This window comes from Cellulomonas cellasea (genome assembly GCF_006538745.1).
Lineage (GTDB): Bacteria > Actinomycetota > Actinomycetes > Actinomycetales > Cellulomonadaceae > Cellulomonas_A > Cellulomonas_A cellasea.
In genome coordinates, this window is the sequence record NZ_BJLR01000003.1 from 38,767 (window position 1) to 61,886 (window position 23,120).

The 23,120-nt window shown below is 74.8% G+C and carries 24 protein-coding genes and 1 pseudogene; 12 read left to right on the forward strand and 13 right to left on the reverse strand.

All coding sequences use genetic code 11. From position 1 onward, the window contains the following. Window positions 1-39 precede the first annotated feature (39 nt). The gene (locus CCE01nite_RS01725) at window positions 40-909 is read left to right on the forward strand and encodes a 1,4-dihydroxy-2-naphthoate polyprenyltransferase (RefSeq protein WP_141371898.1); all 870 of its coding nucleotides are present in this window, start codon (window positions 40-42) and stop codon (window positions 907-909) included. A 279-nt stretch (window positions 910-1,188) separates the two neighbouring features. Here the strand turns inward: CCE01nite_RS01725 and CCE01nite_RS22320 are convergent. Continuing rightward, window positions 1,189-1,371 (reverse strand): annotated as a pseudogene (locus tag CCE01nite_RS22320) (DUF4229 domain-containing protein); the annotation flags it as partial. Between the two features lie 63 nt (window positions 1,372-1,434). On the opposite strand from CCE01nite_RS22320, the gene CCE01nite_RS01735 reads away from it, so the two are divergent. Both CCE01nite_RS01735 and CCE01nite_RS01740 read left to right on the forward strand, forming a co-directional pair. After that, the gene (locus CCE01nite_RS01735; protein WP_034634609.1) at window positions 1,435-1,830 is read left to right on the forward strand and encodes a PLDc N-terminal domain-containing protein; all 396 of its coding nucleotides are present in this window, start codon (window positions 1,435-1,437) and stop codon (window positions 1,828-1,830) included. A gap of 45 nt (window positions 1,831-1,875) precedes the next feature. Beyond that, window positions 1,876-2,499: a TetR/AcrR family transcriptional regulator gene (locus CCE01nite_RS01740; RefSeq protein ID WP_034634612.1), complete on the forward strand. Its 624-nt coding sequence runs from the start codon at window positions 1,876-1,878 to the stop codon at window positions 2,497-2,499. Between the two features lie 37 nt (window positions 2,500-2,536). On the opposite strand, the gene ccsB is transcribed toward CCE01nite_RS01740, so the two are convergent. The 6 genes from ccsB to CCE01nite_RS01770 form a co-directional block, all read right to left on the reverse strand. After that, entirely contained in the window at window positions 2,537-3,541 is a 1,005-nt protein-coding gene (gene ccsB, locus CCE01nite_RS01745; RefSeq protein WP_034634614.1) for a c-type cytochrome biogenesis protein CcsB, read from the reverse strand. Beyond that, complete coding sequence (gene resB, locus CCE01nite_RS01750) at window positions 3,538-5,262, reverse strand: cytochrome c biogenesis protein ResB (RefSeq protein ID WP_034634615.1); 1,725 nt, start codon at window positions 5,260-5,262, stop codon at window positions 3,538-3,540. The genes ccsB and resB overlap by 4 nt, the downstream gene beginning before the upstream one ends. Beyond that, window positions 5,262-6,173: a cytochrome c biogenesis CcdA family protein gene (locus tag CCE01nite_RS01755; RefSeq protein ID WP_084142954.1), complete on the reverse strand. Its 912-nt coding sequence runs from the start codon at window positions 6,171-6,173 to the stop codon at window positions 5,262-5,264. Before CCE01nite_RS01755 ends, resB begins: the two co-directional genes overlap by 1 nt. 107 nt (window positions 6,174-6,280) lie before the next feature. Further along, complete coding sequence (locus tag CCE01nite_RS01760) at window positions 6,281-6,919, reverse strand: TlpA family protein disulfide reductase (RefSeq protein WP_084142951.1); 639 nt, start codon at window positions 6,917-6,919, stop codon at window positions 6,281-6,283. After that, a complete protein-coding gene (locus CCE01nite_RS01765; protein ID WP_034634616.1) occupies window positions 6,916-7,572 on the reverse strand; it encodes a histidine phosphatase family protein in 657 nt (218 codons plus the stop codon). Before CCE01nite_RS01765 ends, CCE01nite_RS01760 begins: the two co-directional genes overlap by 4 nt. Before the next feature lie 104 nt (window positions 7,573-7,676). After that, entirely contained in the window at window positions 7,677-8,231 is a 555-nt protein-coding gene (locus tag CCE01nite_RS01770) for a MarR family winged helix-turn-helix transcriptional regulator (RefSeq protein WP_052104456.1), read from the reverse strand. A 184-nt stretch (window positions 8,232-8,415) separates the two neighbouring features. On the opposite strand from CCE01nite_RS01770, the gene CCE01nite_RS01775 reads away from it, so the two are divergent. After that, the gene (locus tag CCE01nite_RS01775; RefSeq protein ID WP_034634617.1) at window positions 8,416-8,976 is read left to right on the forward strand and encodes a YceI family protein; all 561 of its coding nucleotides are present in this window, start codon (window positions 8,416-8,418) and stop codon (window positions 8,974-8,976) included. Between the two features lie 213 nt (window positions 8,977-9,189). Here the strand turns inward: CCE01nite_RS01775 and CCE01nite_RS01780 are convergent, their stop codons facing one another. Further along, window positions 9,190-9,888, reverse strand: coding sequence for a redox-sensing transcriptional repressor Rex (locus CCE01nite_RS01780; protein ID WP_052104457.1), 699 nt, complete (start codon window positions 9,886-9,888; stop codon window positions 9,190-9,192). A gap of 32 nt (window positions 9,889-9,920) precedes the next feature. Next, window positions 9,921-10,262: a glutaredoxin family protein gene (locus tag CCE01nite_RS01785; protein ID WP_307722705.1), complete on the reverse strand. Its 342-nt coding sequence runs from the start codon at window positions 10,260-10,262 to the stop codon at window positions 9,921-9,923. Between the two features lie 174 nt (window positions 10,263-10,436). Here CCE01nite_RS01785 and CCE01nite_RS01790 point away from each other — a divergent pair, with 174 nt between their 5' ends. Further along, window positions 10,437-11,222 (forward strand): HAD family hydrolase, encoded by a 786-nt coding sequence (locus CCE01nite_RS01790; protein ID WP_034634625.1) that lies wholly within the window; start codon window positions 10,437-10,439, stop codon window positions 11,220-11,222. Then, window positions 11,219-11,788: a GNAT family N-acetyltransferase gene (locus tag CCE01nite_RS01795; protein WP_141371899.1), complete on the forward strand. Its 570-nt coding sequence runs from the start codon at window positions 11,219-11,221 to the stop codon at window positions 11,786-11,788. Before CCE01nite_RS01790 ends, CCE01nite_RS01795 begins: the two co-directional genes overlap by 4 nt. A 16-nt stretch (window positions 11,789-11,804) precedes the next feature. On the opposite strand, the gene CCE01nite_RS01800 is transcribed toward CCE01nite_RS01795, so the two are convergent. Then, on the reverse strand, window positions 11,805-12,533 hold the full coding sequence (locus CCE01nite_RS01800) for a hypothetical protein (RefSeq protein ID WP_141371900.1): 729 nt from the start codon (window positions 12,531-12,533) through the stop codon (window positions 11,805-11,807). A 260-nt stretch (window positions 12,534-12,793) separates the two neighbouring features. Here CCE01nite_RS01800 and CCE01nite_RS01805 point away from each other — a divergent pair, with 260 nt between their 5' ends. Beyond that, on the forward strand, window positions 12,794-13,045 hold the full coding sequence (locus CCE01nite_RS01805; protein ID WP_034634402.1) for a hypothetical protein: 252 nt from the start codon (window positions 12,794-12,796) through the stop codon (window positions 13,043-13,045). Window positions 13,046-13,130: 85 nt separating this feature from the next. On the opposite strand, the gene CCE01nite_RS01810 is transcribed toward CCE01nite_RS01805, so the two are convergent. The 3 genes from CCE01nite_RS01810 to CCE01nite_RS01820 all read right to left on the reverse strand — a co-directional run bounded on the left by CCE01nite_RS01810 (window position 13,131) and on the right by CCE01nite_RS01820 (window position 17,217). Beyond that, window positions 13,131-14,261, reverse strand: a complete 1,131-nt coding sequence (locus CCE01nite_RS01810; protein ID WP_084142928.1) for an arabinan endo-1,5-alpha-L-arabinosidase — start codon at window positions 14,259-14,261, stop codon at window positions 13,131-13,133. Next, window positions 14,261-15,772 (reverse strand): arabinosylfuranosidase ArfA, encoded by a 1,512-nt coding sequence (arfA, locus tag CCE01nite_RS01815; protein WP_034634400.1) that lies wholly within the window; start codon window positions 15,770-15,772, stop codon window positions 14,261-14,263. The genes CCE01nite_RS01810 and arfA overlap by 1 nt, the downstream gene beginning before the upstream one ends. A gap of 134 nt (window positions 15,773-15,906) precedes the next feature. Next, a complete protein-coding gene (locus CCE01nite_RS01820; protein ID WP_246056272.1) occupies window positions 15,907-17,217 on the reverse strand; it encodes a glycoside hydrolase family 27 protein in 1,311 nt (436 codons plus the stop codon). A 379-nt stretch (window positions 17,218-17,596) separates the two neighbouring features. Here CCE01nite_RS01820 and CCE01nite_RS01825 point away from each other — a divergent pair, with 379 nt between their 5' ends. From CCE01nite_RS01825 to CCE01nite_RS01845, 5 genes are all read left to right on the forward strand, one after another. Then, a complete protein-coding gene (locus tag CCE01nite_RS01825; RefSeq protein ID WP_034634395.1) occupies window positions 17,597-18,949 on the forward strand; it encodes an ABC transporter substrate-binding protein in 1,353 nt (450 codons plus the stop codon). A 76-nt stretch (window positions 18,950-19,025) separates the two neighbouring features. Further along, entirely contained in the window at window positions 19,026-20,003 is a 978-nt protein-coding gene (locus CCE01nite_RS01830; RefSeq protein WP_084142927.1) for a carbohydrate ABC transporter permease, read from the forward strand. A 9-nt stretch (window positions 20,004-20,012) separates the two neighbouring features. Next, window positions 20,013-20,873: a carbohydrate ABC transporter permease gene (locus CCE01nite_RS01835; RefSeq protein ID WP_211254599.1), complete on the forward strand. Its 861-nt coding sequence runs from the start codon at window positions 20,013-20,015 to the stop codon at window positions 20,871-20,873. Window positions 20,874-20,875: 2 nt separating this feature from the next. Then, the gene (locus CCE01nite_RS01840) at window positions 20,876-22,258 is read left to right on the forward strand and encodes an arabinan endo-1,5-alpha-L-arabinosidase (RefSeq protein ID WP_034634390.1); all 1,383 of its coding nucleotides are present in this window, start codon (window positions 20,876-20,878) and stop codon (window positions 22,256-22,258) included. A gap of 111 nt (window positions 22,259-22,369) precedes the next feature. Next, window positions 22,370-23,029 carry a YesL family protein gene (locus tag CCE01nite_RS01845; RefSeq protein ID WP_084142926.1) on the forward strand — a complete coding sequence of 220 codons (660 nt, stop codon included), beginning with the start codon at window positions 22,370-22,372 and terminating at the stop codon, window positions 23,027-23,029. Window positions 23,030-23,120 lie beyond the last annotated feature (91 nt).

Consider the following 23,120-nt stretch of genomic DNA (forward strand, 5'->3'; position numbering starts at 1 on the left):
CCCAGCACCGCGCACGCGGTGCGATCCGACAGGAGCACGATGGCCACGACGTCCGAGTGGATCGCCGGCGCGCGTCCGCGCACGCTGCCCGCGGCGGCCGCCCCGGTGCTCGTCGGCACCGGCGCCGCCGCGCAGCTCGACCAGGCGCACCTCGGCCGGGCGCTGCTCGCGCTCGGCGTCGCGCTCGCGCTGCAGGTCGGCGTCAACTACGCGAACGACTACTCCGACGGCGTGCGCGGCACCGACACCGAGCGGGTCGGGCCCATGCGGCTCACGGCGTCGGGCGCGGCCCGGCCGGCGCAGGTGCGGCTCGCGGCGTTCGCGGCGCTCGGGGTCGGCGCGGCGCTCGGGCTCGTGCTCGTCGTGCTCACCGGCCAGTGGTGGCTGCTCGGCGTCGGGGCGCTCGCGGTCGCGGCCGCGTGGTTCTACACCGGCGGCCGGCGGCCGTACGGGTACCGCGGGCTCGGCGAGGCCGGCGTCTTCGTGTTCTTCGGGCTCGTCGCGGTCCTCGGCACGACGTACACGCAGGCCGGCCGCATCTCGTGGGTCGCCGCGGCGGGCGCCGTCGGCGTGGGGCTGCTCGCGTGCGCGCTGCTCATGGTCAACAACCTGCGGGACATCCCGACGGACGTGCTCGTCGGCAAGCGCACGGTCGCGGTCCGGCTCGGCGACCACCGGGCGCGGCGCGCGTACGCGCTGCTCGTGACGGTCCCGCTGCTGCTCGGGGTCGTGTGCGCGTTCGCCGCGCCCGGCGCCCTGCTCGTGCTGGTGCTCGCGCTACCGGCGGGGCTCCTGGCGTCCACCGTGATCGTCGGCGCGCGCGGCATCGCGCTCGTCCCCGTGCTCGCCGGCACGGGGCTGCTCGAGCTCGGCTACGGCGTCCTGCTCGGCGTCGGCCTCGCGCTCTGACGCCGCGGCACCCGCGCCGCCCGGCGCGGCCGCCGTCCTGACCGGGGCGACCGCGGGGCCCTCGGCACCGGGCTCGTCCGTGCGGGCCGACCCGACGGCGTCCTGCGCGGCGCGCGCGTCGACCGAGGCGGCGGCGGCACCGACCGGCCGGGCCGCGACAGGCACGCCCGGGACGCCGGGACCGGTCGCAGCGAGCGCGGCGTCGACCGCGGCGTCCTCGGCGGCGTCGTCGTCCAGCTCGCGCTGCGTGCGCCCCGAGCGGGCGGCCCGTGCCTGCGCGCGCTCCGCGATCTCGAGGGCGGCGGCGTCGCGCGGGCCGGCGAGCAGCACGTACGACAGGCCCCAGGCCAGGAAGGTCGCGACGAGGAACGCGACCCAGAGGCCCGCGCCGGCCCAGTAGAGCCCGGCGAAGCACGCGCCGAGCAGCCCGAGCCGCATGAGGGAGTAGGTCAGGACGCGCACCTCCCCAGCCTAGGCGGCGCCGCTCCGGGGTCGCGAACCGCGTCGGCGAACTACGCTGGCCGGGTGCGCAACCTCCTCGCCCTCGTGGTCGTCGGTCTGATCGTGTACACGGTCATCGACGTCGTGCGCAGCGACGAGCGCGAGCGCCTGGGTCTGCACAAGGTGCTGTGGGTCGCGTTCATCGTCCTGCTCCCGGTCATCGGCTCGGTCACGTGGCTCCTCGTGCGCCGCACCCCGGGGCGTCGGCCGGGACCGGGTCCGGGCATCCGCACCGTCCCGCAGGCACCCCTCGCCCCGGACGATGACCCGGAGTTCCTCTGGCGGCTCGAGCAGGAGCGCCGCCGGCGTGAGCGCGAGGCCGGCGGGGCGGGGCCCACGAGCCGCACCGACCCGTCGGACCCGACCCCGCCCGCCGCGGGCCCGCCCGCCGACCCGGCGGACCCGACCCCGACGAGCTGACCGGCTGCGGCGGGTCCGGCGCCGGCGCTCTGGGAGGCTGTCGGGGTGAACCCGACGAAGGCCAAGCTGCTCACGGCCACCGCGCAGGTGCTGCGTGAGGACGGCTTCGCGGCGCTGTCCGCCCGCACGATCGCCACGCGCGCCGGCGTCAACCAGGCGCTCGTCTTCTACCACTTCGGCACCGTCGCCGAGCTCGTCGACGCCGCGACCCGGCAGGCCGCCGACGAGAGCGCGGACCGGTACCGGGAGGCCTTCGCCGGCGTCACGTCGGTCGGTGCGCTGCTCGCGCTGGGGCGTGAGCTGCACGAGCGGGAGCGCGCCGCGGGCAACGTCGCGATGATGGCCCAGCTGATGTCGGGCGCGCAGGGCAGCCCCGAGCTGGCGGCCGCCGCGCGGTACGCGATGGACCGCTGGACGCGCGAGATCGAGGCGGTGCTCGGGCGCGTGCTGGCCGACAACCCGCTCGCGGGCGTGCTCGACCCCGCCGGTCTCGCGCGTGCCGTGAGCGCCGGCTTCCTGGGCCTCGAGCTCTACGAGGGCGTCGACCCGGCCGGTGCCGAGCAGGCCCTCGCGACGCTCGAGCGGCTCGCGGTGGCGGTCGACGTCGTGGGCGACCTCGGCCCCGTCGCGCGCCGGGCCCTGCGCTCGCGCGTCAAGAACCTCGCCTGAGCCGCGCTCGCCCGTCGAGCCGTCGGGCGGCCCGGGTTCAGAGCCCCGAGTAGCTGTGCTTCCCGTCGACGAACAGGTTGACGACCGTGAAGTTCGCGAGCACGACGGCGTAGCCGACGAAGACGACGTACGCCGCACGGCGCCCGCTCCAGCCCCGCGTCGTGCGGGCGTGCAGGTACGCGGCGTAGACGACCCACGCGACGAACGTGCCGACCTCCTTGGGGTCCCAGCCCCAGTACCGGCCCCACGCGTGCTCGGCCCAGATCGCGCCGCCGATGAGCGTGAACGTCCACAGCACGAAGCCGATCGCGTTGAGCCGGAAGGAGAACGCCTCGAGCTCGCGCGCGGAGGGCGCCGAGCGCAGCCACGCCCACGCCGGACCGGTCACGCGCCAGCGGTGCAGCGCCCCCGGCCGCCCGGTCTCCTCTGCGGCGGCCTCCCGGCTGCTGCCGCTCTCGCGCGCGTCCTGGAGCACCTGGAGCACCGCGGCGGCGAAGCCGACGGTGAACACGCCCGTCGCGATGATCGCGACGCCGACGTGCAGCACGAGCCAGTAGCTCTGCAGCGCCGGCTGGACCGCGTCGGCCTGCACGAACAGCACGGTCAGCGCGAGCGCGAGCGCGAGCACCCCGATGCCGAGCACGAGCACGCTGAGGAACGGGATGAAGCGGCGGCGCTGGACCACGACCAGCACGACGACGGCGATGAACGTGCCCACGAGCGCGAACTCGTACATGTTCGCGGTGGGCCAGCGCCCGGCCGCGAGGCCGCGGGTGACGATCCCGGCGAGCAGCAGCGCGCCGCCGGTCAGCGACGTCGACCGCGCGATCCCGGCGGCCTTCGGGGAGCCCTCGGGGCGGACGTCCGGCGCGGGCTCCGCGGGCAGCGCGGGTCCCCCGGCGGGCGCGAGCTCACGGGCCGCCGGGACGCGGCGCGACGCCTCGGCGAGCCGGGCGAGGGCCACGGTGGACGCGACGAACGCGACGGTCAGCGCGGTCATCGCGGCCCACACGAGCAGGGAGCTGAGGTCGCCCACGGTCATGGCTTGGTCTCTTCCGACGGTGCGCGCGTGGTGGCGCGCGGGATGGGTGCGGGCTGCGCCGGGTCCGCGCCGCCCACCGGGTCGAGCGCGAGAGCGCCCACGATCTCGTCGAGCTCGGCCTGCAGGCCGACGTCGTCGCCGCGCGCGAGGGCAGCGGCACGCACCACTGTACGTCCGGGGTGCTCGGCGTCGGGTGCCGCGCGGACCCACACGCGGCGCCGCGGCGTGAACAGCGACACCGCGAGGCCCGCGAACGCGAGCAGCGAGAAGACCAGCACGAACGGCAGCGCGGGGTCGCGGCGCAGGTCGAGCGCGACGAACCGCGGGAGCTCGCGCAGCTCGAGCGTGCCGAGCCCGTCGGGCAGCTCGACGGTCTCGCCGGGGCGCACGTACAGCGTCACGGGGGTCCCGTCCGGCTGGGTCACCTGCTCCATGCCGGTGTCGTCGAGCTCGTAGACGTTCTGCGGCACGCCGTCGTCGAGCCCGAGGTCGCCCTGCCAGACGGCGAGCACGAGCACCGGGTCGGTGGGCTGCGGGTCGATCGAGCGCCAGATCGTGTCGGTGAGCTGCTGCGCGGTCGGCAGCAGCTGGCCGACGAGCCCGATCTGCGCCTGGCCGCCCGAGACGTCGGGCACCTTGATGACGCCCTGCGACGTGTACACCTCGTCCTGCGGCAGGAACGGCACGGGCCCGGAGAACGCGACCTCGCCCGCGGCGTCGCGCACCACGACGTCGGGCGCGTACCCGTTGCCCTGCAGGTAGACCTTGGCGCCGCCGGCCGTGAGCGGGTGGTTGACCTTGATCGTCTCGGCGCTCGGGTCTTCGCCGGGCTCGGTCAGCGTGACCTCGGCGAGGAAGTCGCGCGACTGGAGCGTCTCGGGGTCGAACTCCGACGTGAACCGGTCGAGCCGCAGCGTGAACGGCACGAGGCTCGCGGGGTCGAACGCGCTGCCCGCCTCGAACGTGTCGTAGTCGGTCTGCGCGTTCGCGAAGCCGCGGCCCTCGACGACGATCGCCTGCCCGCGGAAGTGCAGGAGCTGGCCGGTCGCGATCGAGATGAGCAGCCCGACGAGCGCGAGGTGGAACAGCAGGTTGCCGGACTCGCGCAGGTAGCCCCGCTCCGCGGAGACGGTCCACGTCCCGTCGGCCCCGGCGGGCTCGGCCTGCACGTCGACGCGGTACCGCGGCAGCCACGGGACCCGCCCGCGCAGCGCACCCGCCGCGGCGCGCACGACCGCCTCGGGGCCTTGCCCGGTCGTCCCCACCGCCTGGGCCGGGAAGCGGTCGAAGCGGCGGGGGGTGCGCGGCGGTCGGGCGCCGAGAGCCCGCAGGTGCGCACGCGTGCGCGGCAGGATGCAGCCGACGAGCGAGACGAACAGCAGCAGGTAGATCGCCGAGAACCAGGCGGAGGCGTAGACGTCGAACATCCCGGCGCGGTCGAGCCACGGCCCGGCGGTCGGGTGGTCGACGAGGTACTGCGCGACGCGCTCGGGCGCCTGCGAGCGCTGCGGCCACACCGAGCCCGGCACGGCGGCGACCGCGAGGAGCATGAGCAGCAGGAGCGCGACGCGCATGCTCGTGAGCTGGCGCCACGCCCAGCGCAGCCAGCCGACGGCGCCGAGCTGCGGGAGCGTCGGCGGGGCGGGCGGGCCGTCGGCCGGGTCCACCGCGTCGTCGGGGGCGTACGCGTCGTCGAGGCCCTCGGGCGTGTAGGTGCTCATCAGACGACCGGCACGAAGATGTCGGCGCCGGTCACGAGGCCCTGCAGCCACTGGGCCCACGCGCCCCACACGCCCGTGACGAGCGCGAGGCCGAGCAGCACGAGCAGCCCTCCCCCGGCGCGCATGACGGCGAGCCGGTGGCGGCGCAGGAGCTCGTGCGCCCGCCGGCTGCGGGCCGTGCCGAGCGCGAGGAGCAGGAAGGGCAGCCCGAGGCCGAGGCAGAACGCGACCGAGAGGACCGCGCCGCGCCCGGCCGAGCCGCCGTCGAGCGACAGCGCGGTGATCGCGACGAGCGTGGGGCCGATGCACGGGGTCCAGCCGAGGCCGAACACGATTCCGAGGAGCGGAGCCCCCCACAGCCCGGCGCGCGGGCTCAGGTGCGCGCGACGCTCCTGCTGCAGGAACGGCACGAACCCGAGGAACGCGAGCCCCATGACGACGACGACGGCACCGAGCACGCGGCTGACCGGGTCCTGCCACTCGCGCAGGACCCCGCCGAGCGAGCCGGCGAGCACCCCGAGCAGCACGAAGACGAGCGTGAAGCCCGCGACGAACAGCCCGACGCCCGCGAGGAGCCGGCGACGGTCGGGCGCGGGTGCGACGCCCGGCGCCGGGCGGGCCGGGGCCGAGGCGCGCCGGCTGGACGCCGTCGCACCGCCGGGACCCGCGGCGCCGGACGCCGCCGGGGACGGGGTGCCCGACGACGTGCCGCCGGCTGCGCTGCCGGACGAGGCGCCGACGGCACCGGTCACGGCGGACGCAGGCGCACCCGCGGTGATGCGGCGCGGGCCGAGCGTCGCGGCCGACATCCCGCCGAGGTAGCCGAGGTAGCCGGGCACGAGCGGCAGGACGCACGGCGACGCGAACGCCACGAAGCCCGCGACGAGCGCGACCGGCACCGCGAGCAGCATCGAGCCCGAGAACGCCGCGGTCTGGAAGGTCTCGCCGAGGTCCGCGGCGACGGCCGCCGGGGCGAGCAGGCCGTGCGCGGCCCCGAGCAGGCCCGGCGCCGCGCCGGTCACGTCGTCGCGCCCGGCTGCTCGGCGAGCACGTCGTCGAGCAGCGCGCGCAGGGTCGAGCCCTCGGCGATGCCCAGGATGCGTGCGGCGACGCGGCCCTCGCGGTCGAGCACGACGGTCGTCGGGACGGCCTGCACCGGCACGGTCCCCTGGAGGGCCGCGATCGCGGTCCCGTCGGTGTCGGCGATGCTCGGGTAGGGCACGTCGAACCTCCGCTGGAACGCCTCGGCGGCGCCCACGTCGTCGGTCCCGTTGATCCCGAGCAGGTGCACGCCCTGGTCGGCGTACTCGAGCGCGACGTCGACGAGGTCCGGCGCCTCCGCGCGGCACGGCGGGCAGTTGGCGTACCAGGTGTTGAGCACGACGACGTCGCCGCGCCACGCCGCGACGTCCTGCGTCGCCCCCGCGAAGTCGGTCCCGGCGAGCTCGACGGGCTCGGACCTGTCGGCCGCGGCCCACACCTTCTGGGAGCCGTCACCCGACTCGTACCCCTGCCCGACGACGTCGTCGGCCGCGTTGGTGTCGCCCGGCGCGCACGCCCCGAGCCCGAGCGTCAGCACGAGCCCGGCGACGACCGCGGCGCCTCCGAGGCGCCGGGGTGCGCGGGCACGGCTGCGGGCGGTCGCGCGAGCGGTCATGCGCCCGCCACCCGCGCCGCGCCGGGCAGCAGCTCGGCGGCGGGCTCGCTGTACGTCAGGCCCGCAAAGCGGTCGTCCTCGTAGTGCAGCGACGTGAGCGAGGCCAGCGAGCACTGGCGCCGGCGCGGGTCGTGCCAGAGGCGGCGGTTCTCGAACGCGAGCCGTGTGACCCAGATGGGCAGCTGGTGGCTGACGAGCACGGCCTGGTGCCCACGTGCGGCCTCGCGTGCGGCGTCGAGCGCGGCCCGCATCCGCGCGACCTGCTTCTCGTACGGCTCGCCCCACGACGGGCGGAAGGGGTTGCGCAGCAGCGGCCAGTGCTGGGGGTGGCGCAGCGAGCCGTCGCCGACCCCGAACGTCAGGCCCTGGAACTGGTTCTCGGCCTCGAGCAGGTTCTCGTCGGTGCGCACGTCGACCCCGAAGGCCGCGGCGATCGGGCCGGCGGTCTCCTGCGCGCGCTGCAGGGGCGAGGCGATGACGACCGTGACGTCGGCACGCTCGGCCCCGCGCCCGCCCGCGAGGTGGTCCGCGACGAGCGCGGCCATCGCGTGCCCGCGCTCGGAGAGGTGGTAGCCCGGCAGACGCCCGTAGAGCACGCCCGTCGGGTTGTGGACCTCACCGTGACGCAGGAGGTGCAGGGTGGTGGCGACCATGGTCCCAGTGTCGCAAACGTGGCTGTGTGCTGGGTCCGACGGGGGCGTGAGATGGGCGACGTCCGCGGCGGGAACCATCCGCCGCGCGCCGGTTCAGCGACGGGCTAGCGACGGGCGCGGCCCCCGGAGCCCCCGGCCGACGACCGCGGGCCGCCCGCGCTGCGCAGGTGCTCGATGACGACGCCCATCGCCTCGCCGAGCGCCGCGAGCTGCGCGGGGGTCAGGACGTCGACGAGGTTGGCCCGCACCGCCTCGACGTGACCGGGCGCGGCGTCGACGATCCGCTGCCAGCCGGCGTCGGTCATCGTGCAGTTGACGCCGCGCGCGTCCTCGGCGCACGGCGTGCGTGCGACGAGGCCGTCGCTCTCCATGCGCCGGATCGTGTGCGTGAGGCGGCTGCGCGAGTGCGCGAGCTCCCCGGCGAGCTCGGACATGCGCAGCGTGCGGTCCGGCGCCTCCGACAGCCGGACGAGGACCTCGTACTCACCGAGCGAGAGGCCGCTGTCGTCGTCGAGCTCGCGGCCGAGCACGTCGAGCAGCAGGGCGGTGCCGTCGCGGAAGGCCCGCCAGTGCGTCTGCTCCTCGGCTGAGAGCCAGCGCACGTCGGTGCTCGCCGCTCGCCTGCTCGCGCGCTCGGTCGGGGCGTCGGTGCTGGTCATGGGGGTCTCCGGGTCGGGCTCGGGGTGCTCGTGCGCGTGGCGGCGCGGGGGTGGGGCGCACCGGGCGGGCGTCGGGGGGTCGAGAGGCCCACGCTAGGGGCTTGCGCGCCTCGACTCAGTGTAGTAGAAATGTCAACTAACGGATTCTTGACGGTTCAAGTAAACGCCTCCCGAGGAGATCACCATGAGCAGCACCACCACCGCCCTCCCCACCGGCCTCACCACGGGCACCTGGGCCGTCGACGCCTCGCACACCGAGGCCGCCTTCACGGTCCGCCACGCCGGCATCTCCAAGGTCCGCGGGACCGTCGCCGTCACGTCCGGCACCGTCGTCGTCGGCGAGGACCTCGACTCGACGTCCGTCACCGTGTCGCTCGACCCCGCGACGATCAGCACTGGCGACGCCGGCCGCGACGGCCACCTCAAGACGGCCGACTTCTTCGACGTCGAGAAGTTCGGCGAGTGGAGCTTCGCCTCGACCGCGGTGCGCCCGACCGGCTCGGGCTACGTCATCGTCGGCGACCTCACGATCCACGGCGTGACGCGCGAGGTCGAGCTCGCGACCGAGTTCAACGGCTCCGCGGTCGACCCGTTCGGCAACACGCGCGCCGGGTTCGAGGCCACGACGACGATCTCGCGCAAGGACTTCGGGCTCACCTGGAACGCGGCCCTCGAGGCCGGCGGCGTGCTCGTCAGCGACAAGGTCGTCATCACGATCGACGCCTCGGTCATCAAGCAGGCGTGACACCCGCCTGACCCCGCTCCACCGGGCCTGCAGGGCCCCGCGCACCCACGTGCGCACCGCAGCCTCCTCGGGCGTTGCGACCGTCCCCCCGGTCGCCGCGCCCGAGGTCCGTCACCGCCCGGCCACGACCTCGGTCGTCGTGGGCCGGCCAGGCTCGCGCGGCCGCCCCGCGCGACACACGCCCCGGCCGCCCGCGGGACCACCGCAGGCGGCTCAGGACATCGACCGCGCCTGGTCGTGGAACGCGAGGATCTGCAGCTCCGAGCCGAGGTCGACCGAGCGCACGTCGACGCCGTCCGGCACCTGGAGCGCGCGCGGCGCGAAGTTGAGGATCCCCCGCACGCCCGCCGCGACGAGCCGGTCGCACACGTCCTGCGCCGCGCCGGCCGGGACCGTGATGACCGCCATCGTCGCGCCGCCCTCCCGCACGACGTCCGCGAGCCGCTCGGCGGGCTCGACCCGCAGCCCGGCGACCTGGGTGCCCACGACGTGCGGGTCGGCGTCCACGAGCCCCACGACGACGAAGCCCCGCTCGGTGAAGCCCGGGTAGTTCGCGAGCGCGTGCCCGAGGTTCCCGAGCCCCACGATGACGACCGGGCGCTGGCGCGTGAGCCCGAGGACCACGCCGATCTGCCCGCGCAGGTGCGCGACGTCGTAGCCCACCCCGCGCGTGCCGTGCGAGCCGAGGAACGACAGGTCCTTGCGCAGCTGCGCGGGGCTCACGCCGGCGACGTCCGCGAGCGCGTCCGACGACGCCGTCCGGACCCCCTGGGCCTCGACCTCGGCGAGCGCGCGCAGGTACCCGGGGAGCCGGGCGACCGTCGAGGGCGGCACGGTGCGCGCCGCGGGGCGCACGAGCGGCGCGGCGTCGCGCGGCGGTGCGTCGGTGGAGCCGGGCGGAGGGGCGCCCATCACTGACCTCCCGAGGTGGTCCTCGGGTCAGGTTAGGACGTCGGGGCCCCCGCAGCGAGAGCCGTGCGGACGCGGTCGGCGTCGATGCGCCAGTAGCCCTGGCGGACGCCGTCGACCTCGACGACCGGCACGAGCTCGCCGTACGCGTCGAGCACCGCCTCGCCGTTCGCGAGCGGCGGCGCGCCCGGCTCGTCGACGTCGACCTCGCGCCAGCCGTCGCCCGACTCCGCGCACACGCGGCGCACGAGCTCGCGGGCCTCGTCGCACAGGTGGCAGCCCGCGCGGCCGTAGAGCACGACGCGCGCGGGCACCGGAGCCCCGGGGGCGCGTGGAGCGGCGCCGGGGGCGGTCTCGGACGGGTCGACGGGGTGCACGTCCCCCACCCTAGGACGGCTCGTTAGAGTGACGGGGTGCCCGAGCCGACAACGCCCGACGAGGTCGCCGCCGCCGGTGCGGCCGTCGTCCCGCACATCGTGGCGGCGCCCGACGCCCCACCTCGAGCCGCCGGGCGCGCGCACCCCGCGACCCCGGACGCGGGCGCCGAGGAGGTGGACGCCGGGACCCGGCCCCGGGTCGGCGCGTTCTTCGACGTCGACAACACGATCATCCGCGGTGCGAGCGCCTTCCACCTCGCCGTGGGCCTGTACCGCCGCGGGTTCTTCCGCAAGCGCGACCTGCTCTCGTTCGGGCTGCACCAGTCCCGCTACCAGCTCTTCGGGGAGAACCTCGGCCAGATCGACGAGGTGCGCTCGCGCGCGCTGTCGATCATGACCGGGCACTCGGTCGCCGAGGTCACGGCCATCGCCGAGGACGTGTACGACGAGGTGCTGTGCCTGCGGATCTACCCGGGCACGCAGAAGCTCCTCGACGAGCACATCGCCGCCGGGCACCAGGTGTGGCTCGTCACGGCCACCCCGGTCGAGGTCGGCGAGCTCATCGCGCGCCGGCTCGGCGTGACCGGCGCGCTCGGCACGATCGCCGAGCACAAGGACGGCTTCTACACCGGCTACCTCGTCGGCGACCTGCTGCACGGCGAGGCCAAGGCCTGCGCGGTGCGGACGCTCGCGGAGCGCGACGGGCTCGACCTCACGCAGTCGTACGCGTACGGCGACTCGACGAACGACGTGCCGATCCTCTCCGAGGTCGGCTTCCCGTGCGCGATCAACCCGGACGGGCGCCTGCGCCGGCACGCGCGCGAGGTCGGCTGGCCGATCCGCGAGTTCCGGGGCCGCCGGCGCGCGGCGCGGCGCGGCGTCAACGCGGCGAGCCTGGCCGGGCTCGCGTGGGTCGGCGGCCTGGTGTTCCGGGCGATCCGGCGGGCGGTGCGCCCGTGAGCGCGCGCGTGCGCCGCGCGGTGCCGGACGACGGCGACGCGCTCGCCGCCCTGGCCGCGATCACGTTCCCGCTCGCGTGCCCGCCGGGGTCGACCCGCGAGTCGCAGCAGGCGTTCATCGCGACGGTCCTGTCCCCCGAGCGGTTCGCGGAGTACCTCGCCGACCCGGCGCGCACCCTGCTCGTCGCGCACGACGACGCGGTTCCCCAGCCCGTCGGCTACACGATGCTCGTCGAGGGCGAGCCCGCCGACGCCGACGTGCGCGCGGCCGTCCGCCTGCACCCGACCGTCGAGCTGTCCAAGTGCTACGTGCTGCCGGGCCACCACGGGCAGGGCATCGCGACGCTGCTCATGGCCGCGACGATCGACGCCGCCCGGCGCACCGGGGCGGCGGGCGTGTGGCTCGGCGTCAACCAGCTGAACCTGCGCGCGCAGGCGTTCTACCGGCGGGCGGGGTTCGAGGTCGTCGGGACCAAGCAGTTCCTCGTCGGCGACCGGCTCGAGGACGACTTCGTGCTCGAGCGCGCGCTGCGGCGCGAGGCGGCGACCGGCACGGCCGACGCCTGAGCGGTGGCGCCGCGGGTCAGCCCGCGAGCCCGCGCACGAGGTCGAGGACCGTGAGCGCGATCCACGGCGCGAGCGAGCCCGCGAAGGCGAGCGCGGCCCGGCGCTGGTCCCGCGCGGTGCGCGAGCGCCGGGTCGCGATGACGTACGTGGCGAGCCCGGCACCGCACACGCTGAGGAGCATCGCGACGCTGAGCAGCGTCCCGGCGAGCCCCTCGGCGGCCGCACGGTCCTGCTCCTCGAGCGCGTAGCCGACGAGCGCGGCCGCGGTGAGCGCGAGGCACACGGCCGCGACCCCGGAGGCGGCCGCGAGCGTGCGCGACGGGGACGGTGGGCGCGCCGCGGTCTCCGTCGCGTCGCCCTCGTCGAGCGACCGGGGCAGCACCCAGTCGGTCGGCGGGCGCGACCCGGCCGGCCCACCGGGGCCGGCCGGCGCCGGCTCCCCCGGGCGGTCGGGCGGTCCGGGCTGGTCGGCGCGGCCGGGCTCGGGCTCGCGACCTCCCGTGCCGGGGCGACCCGGTCCGTCGACGTCGCCCCCGACGTCCGGCCGGCCCGGACGGTCCCCCGGTCGGGCGCCCGCTCCCCCGCGCCCGTCACCGACGACGGCATCGCCCGGCGCGGCTCCGCCGGCCCCACCGGCCGCGCGCGCGGCCCTGCTCTCGCGCCACTGCGCGACCGCGACCCACGCGCTCACCGCGGCGGCGGTGGCGCTGACCACGGCGGTGAGCAGCGTGACGACCTCGACCATGTCGCCAGTATGGTCGCCGCCCCTGACGCCCGCCCCGCCGCGCCGCGTCACACCGTGTGGTGGCACGCCGCGGCGTCGCCGTCCGGCTCCGCGCCCTCCGCGGAGGCCGGACGCGTCACGACCGCCGCCTGACCCTCGACGCCGTCCCGCCGCCGGCCCTAGCCTTCTCGCACACCGGGGCGTCGGGCCGCGGGCGGCGACGGTGCCGCGGTCGCGCCGGTCCTGCGGGCCGGACGTCCTGCCGGACGGAGGGAGCGGTCATGGAGCTCACGCTGTTTCTCGTGTTCGTCGGTGCGGTCGTGCTGGTGTCCGTGATCGGGACCGCGGTGTCGCGCGGGAGCCGCGCCGGGGGCGGTCGGCCGCGCTCGGGATCGGCCCGGCGTGACGCGTCGTGGATCGGCGGCGCCGGGGCCGGCGCCTGGTACGGCTCGGCGGGCGACGCCGGGTCCGGCTGGGGCGGCGGCGACTTCGGCGGTGGTGGCGGCGGCGGGGGCGACGGCGGCGGCTGCTGAGGCGCCGCTCCCCCGGTCCGCCGGGTCACGGGTCGCCGCGTCGCGACCCGCCACCCGGGCAGTCCCCGGTGCGGTCAGCCCCGCATCACCCCTCGTCCGCGCCCGCGGCGTCTGCTGCCTGCTCCTCGGCGGTCGTCGCGACCGGCCACCCCTCGTCGTCCCATGCGAGCTCGCGGATCGCGAGCTGCGGCTCCCCGCCGAGGCTCGCGTCGTAGTAGTGGAACGCCAGGTGCCCGGCCGAGACGGACTGCCCGCCGGGGCCGACCATGTCGCCGCGCGTCGCGAGCAGCGGGGTCCCGCCGTCGTCGAGCAGGTCCGTGCCGTCGCGGTCGACGTAGGGCCCGGTGATCTCGCGCGAGCGCCCGACCGCCATGTTGTACGTCGAGTCCGTGCCCTGGCAGCACGCGTCGCGCGAGACGAACAGGTAGTACCAGCCGTCGCGCGCGACGAGGTACGGCGCCTCGATCTGGTTCGGCTGCCCGCTGCGCGACGCGATGGGGACCGGCTCGGCGGCGGGGTCGGCCGGCTTGCCGCTCGGCCAGGACAGCTCGACGAGCTGGATGCCGCCCCAGAAGGAGCCGAACGCCATCCACGGCGTGCCGTCGGCGTCCTCGACGATCCCCGCGTCGATCGCGTTGTAGTCGGTCTCCCCGGGCGTCGAGCGCCAGACCTCGCCCTGGTCGACCCACGCGTAGGCCGGGTCGGCGGGGTCGAGCGTCGTGTTCGTGTAGAGCCCGATGAGCGAGCGGTTCGAGCCGAACGTCGACGCCGAGTAGTAGAGGTACCAGGTGCCGTCGTTCTCGACGAGCTCGGGCGCCCAGAAGTTGCTCACGCCCGGGATCTGCTCGTACACCCACTCCGGCCGGGTCGACGCCTTCCAGACCGTGCCGGCCTCGGCCCACTCGCGGCCGTCGGGCGACGTGCGGACCTGGATCGAGCCGAGCCCGACGCGCTGGTCGCCCGTCGAGAACACGTACCAGGGCTCGCCGTCCTCGCCGGCGACGAGCGCCGGGTCGTGCGTGCGCAGGTCGCCCGTGAGCTCGAGCGCCGTCGCCGCCGGCCCGGTCGGCGTGGGTGCGGGCACGGACCCGTCGCCGCCCGGCGTGCACGCGACCAGCCCGGTCGCGAGCGCGAGCGCGGCGGCGGTCCCGGCGAGCCGACGCACGACGCTCCGGACGGCGGCCCCGCCGCCGGGCCGGGTCGCGTGCCGGTCCATCAGATGCCCAGCCGGACGGTGTTCCACGACACCGGCGGGACCTCGACGGTCAGCGTCCCGGAGTCGAGCTTGACGCTCGGATTCGTGCGCGGGAGCACGCTCGTCGAGTCGTCCGCCGTGGCCTGCCACGTGTGGTCCGGGTTGGACAGCGAGGTCGCGTCGACGACCCGGGTCAGGCCGGGCAGCGAGCGCACGTCGACCGTCATCTCGACGGTGTCGGTGGTCGAGCGGTTGACCGCGAACAGCGCGAGCGCGCCGGTCTCGGCGTCCCACGTCGCGACGGCGTCGGCCACGGGCACGTCGCCGAACTTCGCGGTCTCGTACGTCGGGGCCTCGATCGCGACCCGGAGCACCTCGCCGGACGCGAACGCCGACGCCTGGGCGAAGGGGTGGAAGATCGTCTGGCGCCACGACCGCCCGCCGGGCTCGGTCATGATCGGCGCGATCGCGTTGACGAGCTGCGCGAGGCTCGCGGAGTGCACGCGGTCGGTGTGCCGCAGCAGCGAGATGAGCAGGTTGCCGACCACGACGGCGTCGGCGACGTTGTACCGGTCCTCGAGCAGCACCGGGGCGACCGGCCAGTCGTCGCCCGTCGGCGGGCGGGACTCGGCGCGGTCCTGGTACCAGACGTTCCACTCGTCGAACGAGATGTGCACGCGCTTGGCGACCTTCTTGTGCGCGCGCACCGAGTCGGCGGTCGCGGTCACGGACTCCACGAAGTGGTCCATGTCGACCGCGCTCGCGAGGAACGACCCGAGGTCGCCGTCCTCCTCCCAGTAGTACGCGTGGGCCGAGATGTAGTCGACCTGCTCGTACGCCTCCTGCAGCACTATGCGCTCCCACTCGCCGAACGTCGGCATCACGACGCCCGACGAGCCGCACGCGACGAGCTCGATGTTCGGGTCGATCATCCGCATCCCGGCCGCGGTGCGCGCCGCGAGCCGGCCGTACTCGTACGCGGACATCTGCCCGAGCTGCCACGGCCCGTCCATCTCGTTGCCGAGGCACCACATCGTCACGCGGTACGGGTCGGGTGCGCCGTTGGCCCGGCGCAGGTCCGACAAGCGGGTGCCACCGGGGACGTTGCAGTACTCGAGCAGGTCCATGGCCTCCTGGATCCCGCGCGTACCGAGGTTGACCGCCATCATCGCCTCGGTGCCGGACTTCTTCGTCCAGCGCATGAACTCGTCGACGCCCACGAGGTTCGGGTCCGACGAGTGCCACGCGACGTCGAGTCGCGTCGGGCGCTGGTCGCGCGGGCCGATGCCGTCCTCCCAGCGGTACCCGGACACGAAGTTGCCGCCCGGGTAGCGCACGGTCGAGATGCCGAGCTCGCGCGTGAGCGCGATGACGTCGCCGCGGAACCCGTCCTCGTCGGCGGTCGGGTGCCCCGGGTCGTGGATGCCGGTGTACACGCACCGGCCCAGGTGCTCGACGAAGGACCCGAAGGTCCGGCGCCGGACGGGGCCGACCCGGAAGGCCGGGTCGACGGTCAGAGAGACGGGCAGCATGCGTGCTCCTTGTCGGGTCGGGGGTCGTGCGTGCGGCGAGGGACGCCGGTCGGGGCGTGCGGGTCGTGCGGTGCGTGGGGTGGGCGCGGTCGTGGGTGCGCGCGGTCGTGCCCCGCGGGCCCCGGTTCCCCGGGTCAGCCCGCGTCGAGCGCGAGCCAGCGCACGCCGTGCGGGGGCAGGTCGAGGTCCAGGTCGTCGTCGGCGGGGCACGTCGCGTGCGGCACCGGGCGCTCGCCCAGGTCCCACAGGTCGCGCACGGTCCACGTCGCGGGCGCCGGCGGGTGCCCGACGACCGACGCGAGCGGCAGTGCGTGCCGCCGCGGCGCGCTCCCCGTCCAGAACACGGCGACGTAGCGGGTGCGGGTCGTCGGCGCGTGCGCGGACCACACGACGAGCTCGCCGTCGCCGAGGTCCTCTCGCAGCAGCTCGCGGCCGTCCTGCCCGGTCCGCAGCACGTGCCCGACGGCGGGGTTCGCGAGCAGCGCGACCGTGGCGGGGTCGCTCGTGGGCAGGTCGCCGCCCATCATGAGCGGCGAGCGCGCCATGACCCAGAGCGTCAGGAGCGTGCGCTGCTCGTCGGGGGTCAGCCGGCTCTGGCGGTCCTCGCCGCGCTCGGCGCGGATGCCGATGCGCCCGAGCGGCAGCATGTCGGCGTCGGCCCACGCCCCGGGGCGCTGGTGCGGGGCCCACCGGGCGAGGCGCGTGAGCTGGGCGTGCACGTCCTCCCAGCGGTCCCACAGGTCGTCGGAGATCCGCCACATCTGCGCGCGGCCGCGCAGGTGGTCGAGGTGCGCGGTCGACAGGTGGGTGCCCGGCGAGAGCGACAGCACGATGTCCCGGCCGCTCCGCTCGATCGCCGTCGCCCACGCCTCGATCGCACGCGAGTGGTAGGGCGCGAGCATGTCGTCGACCTTGACGAGGTCGACGCCCCAGCCGGCGAGCTGCGCGACCTGCCCGTCGAGGTAGGCCTGGGCCGCCGGGTGGTCGTGGTCGAGCCCGTAGTTGTCGGGGTTCCACGCGCACGTCGAGCTCGTGTCGGCGGCGTCGCGCGCGGTCCACGTGGTGCCGTGCACGGGCAGGTCGCGCTCGACCGCGAGGCGCGGGATGCCGCGCATGACGTGCACGCCGAAGCGCAGGTCGAGCGCGTGCAGCGCGTCGGCGAGCGGCCGGAACCCGTGGCCGCCGGCGGCGGACGGGAACCGGTTCTCGGCGGGGAGCTGGCGGCCGTGCGCGTCGAGCGCGAGCGGGGCGCCGGCGTTGTAGCCGTGCGCACGCGCCGTCGGGTCGTACCAGGCGATGTCCACGACGACGGTGTCCCAGCCGGTGGGCAGCAGGTGCTCGGCGAGGAAGCGCGCGTTGGCGAGCACCTCGGCCTCGGTGACGGTGGTCCCGTAGCAGTCCCAGCCGTTCCAGCCCATGGGCGGAGTGGGCGCCAGCAGCGCCATGACGACCAGCTCCTTCGCGGGTTCATTCTCTACATCGTTGTAGACGCATCATGCCGACCGCGCCCCCCTCGGTCAAGCCGCGGGGGTGGAGCTCGGGCCGGTCGCCGAGGAGGTCGAGCTCCGGCGCGGACCGCTCGACGGGTGGACGCGCGACCGGCGCACAGCGGACGAGCCCCGGGTCCGGCGACTGCCCGGACGTACCGTTACCCGATCGTGGCTTGACCACCCGGTCGGGAACGTGTCATGTTGTGCAACGTTGTAGAACGACGTTGTAGACCAGCGTCGACGAGCAGTGAGGTCAACGACGACCCTGACCGGCCCCGCGCCGGTCGCGAAGTGGTGACCTCGCAGATCCTTGGGATATGGGAGGCAGGCACAGATGAAGAAGACGAGGCTCCTGTCCTTGTCCGTGTGCGCGGCACTGGCCGGCACGCTCGCCCTCACCGCGTGCAGCAGCGGCGGCGGCGCGACGGACGACGGCGAGAAGAAGCTCACGTTCATGTTCCGCGGGGGCCCGGACGAGAAGACGGCCTACGAGACAGCCATCAAGAAGTTCACGGCGGACACCGGCGTGAAGGTCGACATGATCGTGACCGACGCGGACCAGTACGCCACCAAGCTCCAGGCCGCCGTCGCCGGCAACAAGGTCCCGGACGTGTTCTACATCGAGCAGGCCAACCTGCAGTCGTACGTCTCCTCGGGCGTCCTGGCGGACATCACGGAGGAGGTCGAGGCCAGCGGCGTCGACCTCGACAACATGTGGGAGTACGGCGTCGACTCCTACCGCTTCGACGGCGAGCTCCAGGGCACGCCCGACGGCGCGCTGTACGGGCTGCCCAAGGACGTCGGCCCGTTCGCGTTCGGCTACAACAAGACGATGCTCGAGGCCAACGGCATCCCGCTGCCGGACCCCGACAAGCCGTACACGCTCGACGAGTTCGTCCAGGTGACCAAGCAGCTGACCAAGGACACCGACGGCGACGGCGCGCTCGACCAGTGGGGCACCGGCCTCAACGTCCAGTGGAACCTGCAGTCGCTCGTGTGGAGCAACGGCGGCGACTGGGTCAACGAGGACCGCACCGAGGTCACCGTCGACACCCCCGAGTTCGCCGAGGCGCTCCAGTGGTTCGCCGACCTCACCAACGTGCACGGGGTCACGCCGTCGGCGTCCGAGGCCGCGACGCTCGACACCTACCAGCGGTGGATGGCCGGCGAGATCGCCTTCTTCCCCGTCGGCCCGTGGGACGTCAGCGTCTACAACGAGCTCGACTTCGACTACGACCTCATCCCCTGGCCCGCCGGCGAGACCGGTGAGTCCGCGACGTGGATCGGCTCGCTCGGCATCGGCGTGTCCAACACGACGAAGCTGCCCGAGGACGCCGTCAAGCTCGTCACCTACCTCTCGGCCGACGCCGCGGCGCAGCAGACGCTCGTCGACGCCGGGATCCAGGTCCCGAACCTGGTCGACATGGCGGAGGAGTGGGCCGCGGCGCCCGACGCCGAGCCCGCCAACCGCAAGGAGTTCCTGGACATCGTGCAGGACTACGGGCGCGCGATGCCCGCGGCCTACACCTACGGCGCCCAGTGGTACGACGAGCTGTGGACCAACATCCAGCCCGTGATCGACGGCAAGCAGACCGCCGCCGACTACCTCGCGGAGACGCAGCCGAAGATGCAGTCCCTGCTCGACGAGTCGAACGCGACGGCCGAGCAGGCCGCAGCCGGACGCTGACGTCCCCGCACCCCACGTCCCCGCCGCCCGCCGCACGTCAGGGCGGGCGGCGGGGACCGGAGGAAAGGTCACCCAGATGACGCAGACCGCGAGCATCTCCGCCCCGGCCGACAAGTCCCGCCCCGCGGGTCCCGGCCCGGAGCTGACGCCCGAGCAGCGGGCCAAGCAGGCCAACCGGCGCCTGCACAAGAGCGAGCACCGCTGGGCGCTGGCGTTCGTCGCGCCGCCCGTCGTCGGGTTCCTGCTCTTCACCGTGTACCCGGTCGTGTTCGCCGCCTACGCGTCGCTCACGAGCTGGAACGGCCTCGGGCCGATGACGTTCGTCGGGCTCGACAACTACACGCGGCTGCTGAGCGACGAGTACTTCCGCACCTCGCTGTGGAACACGTTCTTCTACATGATCGGGATCCCGATCGGGCTCGTGCTCGCGATGCTGCTGGCGCTGGCCCTGAACCGGAAGATCCCCGGGCGCACCGCGCTGCGCACCATCTACTACGTCCCCGTGATCTCCTCGCTCGCCGCGATCGCGATCGTGTGGCAGTTCGCCTACAACGGCGACTTCGGGCTCGTGAACCAGGTGCTCTCGTGGTTCGGCGTGCAGGGCCCGGACTGGCTCGCGAACACCGCGACCGTCAAGCCCGCGCTCATCCTCATGGCCATCTGGAAGGGCCTGGGGTACTCGATGCTGCTGTACCTGGCGGCCATCCAGTCGGTCCCCTCGTCGCTCCTCGAGGCCGCGGCGCTCGACGGCGCGAACGCGTTCCAGCGCTTCCGCTCGATCACGCTCCCGATGGTGCGTCCCGTGACGTTCTTCCTCATCGTCACGAACATCATCGCGGGGTCGCAGATCTTCACCGAGATCAACATCATGACGCCGACCGGCGGACCCGAGTTCAGCTCCGCGTCGATCGTCTGGTACATCGTCCGGCAGGCGTTCCGCTACCAGCAGATGGGCTACGCCACGGCGATGTCGATCGTGCTCGGGATCCTCGTCTTCGTCATCACCGTCGTCCAGTTCCGCCTGAACCGGCGCAACAGCTTCAGCATCGAGTGAGGGCCTGACATGAGCCGCAGAAACTCCATGGGCGTCGCCGCCCAGAACCGCCTCGTCAACGGGCTCGTGCTCGCGGTGCTGATCCTCGGCGCCGTCGTCATGATCGCCCCGCTGCTGTGGATGTTCACGACCGCGATCAAGACCAAGGTCGAGGTCTTCGCCCTGCCGCCGGTGTGGTTCCCGGACGTGCCGCAGTGGGACACGTTCACGCGCATGTGGTCCGAGGCCCCGATCCTCTCGGGCTTCCGGAACAGCATCATCGTGGCCGGCACCGTCACGGTCGTCGGGTCGATCACGTCCTCGCTCGCGGCGTTCGCGCTCGCGAAGCTCCGGCTGCCCTTCAAGAACGCGATCTTCCTCGGCCTGCTCTCGGGCCTGATGATCCCGTTCCCGACGATCATGATCCCGCAGTTCGTGATGTTCGCGAAGATCGGCTGGGTCGACACCCTGCTGCCGCTGATCGTCCCGCTGCTGTTCGGGAACATCATCATGATCTTCTTCCTGCGGCAGTACCTCGAGTCCGTGCCGGACTCGATCGTCGAGGCCGCGAAGATCGACGGCGCGAGCTACCTGCAGATCTTCCGCGTGATGATCCTGCCGATGATCCGGCCCGCGATCGCCGCGCAGTTCATCCTCTGGTTCATGGCGATCTGGAACGACTACCTCGCGCCGATCCTGTACCTGAACACCGAGTCGCGGCAGACGCTGCAGGTCGTCATCGCCAACCTCAACGTCGAGTTCGCGACGCAGCGCGACTACCCGCTCATCATGGGCGCGTCGTTCGTGGCCCTGCTGCCGATCCTCGTCGTCTTCCTGATCTTCCAGCGGCAGATCATCGAGTCCGTCGCGCTCACGGGCACGAAGGGCTGAGCATGACGATCCTCGACCCGGCCGACCCGAGCGGCTGGGGACCCCGGCACGCCCACGACCCGACCGCGGTGCGCGACGACGACGGCGTGTACTACCTGTTCTCGACGGACGCGTACGCCGGCGGCCCGCCCCGTGCGGGCGTCCAGGTGCGGCGCTCGACCGACCTCGCGACGTGGGAGTTCGCCGGCTACGCGCTCGAGGGCGTGCCGGCCGACGGCGCGGCGTGGTCCGGCGCGAGCGGGCTGTGGGCGCCCGACGTGGTGCGGGTGCCGGTCGCGGCGCCCGACGACGGGGCCGGCTCCGGCTCGGGCTCCGGTGGCGACGGCGGCGGCGACGGCGTGCGGGCGACGGCGGCGACGACGACGACCGAGTGGCGCATGTACTGGTCGGCGTCGACGTTCGGCTCGCGGACCTCCGCGATCGGGCTCGCCGTCGCCGCGCACCCGCTCGGCCCGTGGGAGGACCGCGGCCTCGTCGTGACGAGCCGCCACGAGACCCCCGGGCCCAACGCGATCGACGCGAACGCGGTCGTCGACGACGACGGGAACCACTGGCTCGTCTACGGGTCGTTCTTCGGCGGCATCCACGTCCTCGCGCTCGACGCGCGGACCGGCCTGGCCGCGCGCCCCGGCGACGTCGGCACGTGCGTCTCGCGCCGGCCCACGAGCGTCGAGGGCGCCGTCGAGGGGGCGTTCGTGGTCCCCCGGCCCGGCGGCGGTCACGCGCTGCTCGTCTCCTACGACTCGCTGTTCTCGACGTACCACGTGCGCGCGGCCGTGGGCGAGCACGTCACGGGCCCGTTCCACGACCTCCTCGGCCACGAGCTGACCGACACCGAGACCGACCCGGCGCTCGTCGGGACGACGGTCCTCGCGAGCCACCGGTTCGCGGGCGGGCGCACGTGGCTCGCCCCGGGCCACGGCGCGGTGCTGACGGACGGCGCCGACCAGCTCTACGTGCACCACGTGCGCGACGGCGACGACCCGACGCAGCACGAGGTGCAGGTGCGCCGGCTCGTCTGGACGCACGGGCGCTGGCCGGTCGTCTCGCCGCAGCCGTGGGCGGGGATCCGCGAGGAGCGCGTGCCCGGCGGCGGCCCGGTCGTCCCCGACCGGCTCGACGCGCTCGTCGGCCGCTGGGACGTCGTCACGTTCGACGGCGCGACGACCGGTGTGACCGCCTCGCGCGAGGTCACGGTCACCGCCGCCGACCTCGCGCACGTGCGCGAGCACGGCGAGGGGCGCTTCACGTGGACGCGCGGCCCCGACTCGTTCGACGGCGTCGCCTTCTCCTCGTGGGACGCTGTGCGGGAGCGCACGGCGTGGTCCGTCACGGGGCTCGACGGCCGCGGCCGCGCGAGCCTCGGCACGCGGCTGCCGGACTGACGCCGTGACGACGGAGCGGGTCCCGGTGCCCGGGCGGGTGCCGGCGCGGGCCGTGCACGGGAGCCGGCGCGGGGTGCGACCCCGGGCCGCGAGCGGGGAGGCGAGCGGGCGATGACCGAGGCAGCGGGCTGGGCCGGACGTGTCATGGTGTTCCTGCGCGTCGCCGCGCACGTCGTGGCCGTCAACCTGCTCGTCGTCGCGGGCGCGCTCGTCGGCCTGGTCCTCGCGGGGCTGTTCCCGGCGCTCGCGTCGGGTGGCCGGTTGCTCGCCCGGGCCGTCGCGGGCGAGCCCTCCGAGCACCTCTGGCGCGACTTCTGGTCGGGCTACCGCGCGGGCTTCCGCCGGCACGCGCTGCTCGGTGTCCCGTTCTGGGCCGTCGGCGTGCTGCTCGCGGTGGACCTCGCGGTCGTCCAGGTCGCCGACGGTCCCGTCGCGGGCGCGATGCTCGCCGGCCTCACGCTCGTCGGCGCGTGGTCGGCCGTCGCGCTCGCGCACCTGTTCCCGGTCACCCGCCGGTCCGACGACGGGCTGCTCGCGACCTGGCGCTACGTCGCGCTCGCTCCCCTGCTGTCCCCGCTGACGGGGCTCGCGGTCCTGGTGACGCTCGCCGCGCTGGCGGTCGTCGCCGCCCAGCTCACGGTGCTCGTCCCGCTCGCCGGGCTGAGCCTGCCGCTCGTGCTCTCGGGCTGGCTCGTCGACCACCGGCTCGACGCGCTGGACGCGCTCGACGCCACCGACCCCGCCGGGCCCCGGTCGCGCTCGCTCGGCTGAGCGGGAGCGCGGGCGGACGCTGCACCGCTCGGCGGCACGACCGGGGCCGACCGGCGCACGTGCTGTGCAGCACGGGCCGGCGGCGCCCGCC